Below are 2,100 nucleotides of genomic sequence, written 5' to 3'. Positions count from 1 at the left end.
TTGTCCTGCTTTAATGACTTGTTATGTAGCTATTTACCAATGCTTTTTATTGTCACAATAATTCTTCATTGTTGTAAAAATGTAAGCCAATATAAAGAAAGTTGGGGTTACGTACATCTCAGGTTTAATAAGCAATGTTAGAAAGCCTAATGTTAAACACAGTAACTCTAACATTAATATTTGCTTTCTAGCTTTAACTCCCCAAAAAACAAACTTAATAAGCATAGGTTCAGCTTTCCATGATTCTGAATCTTTATCTATCACAATAATTTCCTCTTTTAGTTTAGAAATATCTATTTCAAAAACAGAGGCGAGTGATTTAAGAGATTCAAGACTAGCTTTGTTACCGCTTTCAATTCGTTGAATTGTTCTGGTACTTAAACCAGACATAATTGCAAGCTGCTCCTGAGACCAATTCCGTTTCTCTCGTAATTTTTTTACTATCATAAAATACCCTCGTCCATCTGTGAGGAAAACTTAACTTACAATCCATGTTGGCGGCTACGAAATATACCCGACAGTGGCACGACACCGATGATTTAGCTACATAACGCCGCAATAAGCGGAAAATTATAGTTGGCTAAAATGTTTGAGGAACGAAAAACAGCCAACTGTAAATTTTCCGTTTGATTGCCTTGTTATGTAGCTTTAAGGCGTAATACGACATGTTTTTTCATTTCCAACAAAATACCAGTCGATAATAACACTGGTATTTTTGTCTACTTCAAACCACACCTGACAGTCATTCCCCTGTGTGAACTCAATTTCTTTGTTGCCATTACTTAAGTCCTTTTCTTTACCAACCCTCGTCGGGTATCTAGTGAGATAGGAACTATAGCTATTAAATTTCATTCCAATATGAAATTTCATGTGACTCTTAAAGTTTTCATGAGGGGTAGTCATGCTGACACATGACGTTAATAACACCAATAAGGATAAATTAACAATCCGTTCGCATGTGATCACCTTTATTGACTCCCTGCTACATAACGCCCAAATAACGGGCTAAGTAATGTTTGCTAAAATGTGAAACGAAGTGGAACCGAGCAAGCGTTACGTGTCCCTGTTTATTTTCTTGTTATGTTTGTTGACAACATTATCACAGCGTTTAAAACATATAGCTGAAGTTTAAAGTGACATTTTTGGCCAAAATATTACCCATGTCTAGCAATGTCATTTCAAAACCTAAGCCAAAACCATTGTAAGCTCTAAAGTCAAACCCCGTAGCCAACAATGTCCCAACACCAGTATCGATTACGTTAACTCGATTGCCACCAGAAAACATTACGTTATAATAGTTTACGCCCAATTTCCCAAAAACAGACCAACGATTACTTAGAGGTAATGAGCCTTTGATATTTAAAATGTAACTATCGTAATCGAGAACGCGGACGTCTCCAAAACAAGTCACAATACAAAAACTACCACCAAATACTTTTCCCGTATTTACCGTCCAGGTAGAATCAAATTTGTAGCCATAAGTAAATCCGGTAATAATTCCTCCATCATCACTTTCTGAAGATATATCAGTATCAACTGAATCTAGACCTAAATTAATACCTAATGTGTGATTTTTTCCGTTACTACTAATGTTGTCGACAGCCAAACACGGTTGAGCGAGTACGAATAACACTAGAGTTAAATATATATTTTTGATGTATCCTCCTTGATTTAAATTATTGTTCTTATTTTTGAAGTGATGCGGGTAACATATTCAATTTAAAACATAACGCCCTAATAATGGGCAAAAAATTGTTGGCTAAAATGTTGAGGAACGAAAACAGCCAACTGTTTTTTGTCCTTATTAATTAGCTTGTTATAAGTACATTACTTCTTTTTTTGAAGGAGATAAGCGATTAGAAAATAAATTAATGCATTTATTAAAATAAAACCACTAATGTCAGAAAAAGAACCAAACCCGAATTCATTTTGTAGATAAACTATTTTATTTTCACCGTACCAAAATATTGACTTAATTAGTTGAAAATCAAATAACAAACAAAACAATAAAAAAAGGAAAGCCAAAGGCTTCTTTAATTTGGCAATTTTATCAGTGAACAATTCATTATTCGCCATAGTTGCCTGTACTTATAACGCCAC

The 2,100-nt window shown here is 34.2% G+C and carries 3 protein-coding genes; all 3 read right to left on the bottom strand.

The features are described 5' to 3' along the window. Window positions 1-33 precede the first annotated feature (33 nt). Window positions 34-447, bottom strand: coding sequence for a helix-turn-helix domain-containing protein (locus CXF71_RS11565; protein WP_101233114.1), 414 nt, complete (start codon window positions 445-447; stop codon window positions 34-36). Window positions 448-648: 201 nt separating this feature from the next. Further along, entirely contained in the window at window positions 649-903 is a 255-nt protein-coding gene (locus CXF71_RS11560) for a hypothetical protein (protein WP_157826747.1), read from the bottom strand. Window positions 904-1,108: 205 nt separating this feature from the next. Then, the gene (locus tag CXF71_RS11555; RefSeq protein ID WP_157826746.1) at window positions 1,109-1,633 is read right to left on the bottom strand and encodes an outer membrane beta-barrel protein; all 525 of its coding nucleotides are present in this window, start codon (window positions 1,631-1,633) and stop codon (window positions 1,109-1,111) included. Between the last annotated feature and the right edge of the window lie 467 nt (window positions 1,634-2,100).

Source organism: Colwellia sp. 12G3 (assembly GCF_002836775.1).
Classification (GTDB): Bacteria; Pseudomonadota; Gammaproteobacteria; order Enterobacterales; family Alteromonadaceae; genus Colwellia.
This window is presented reverse-complemented; position numbering and strand designations above follow the sequence as displayed.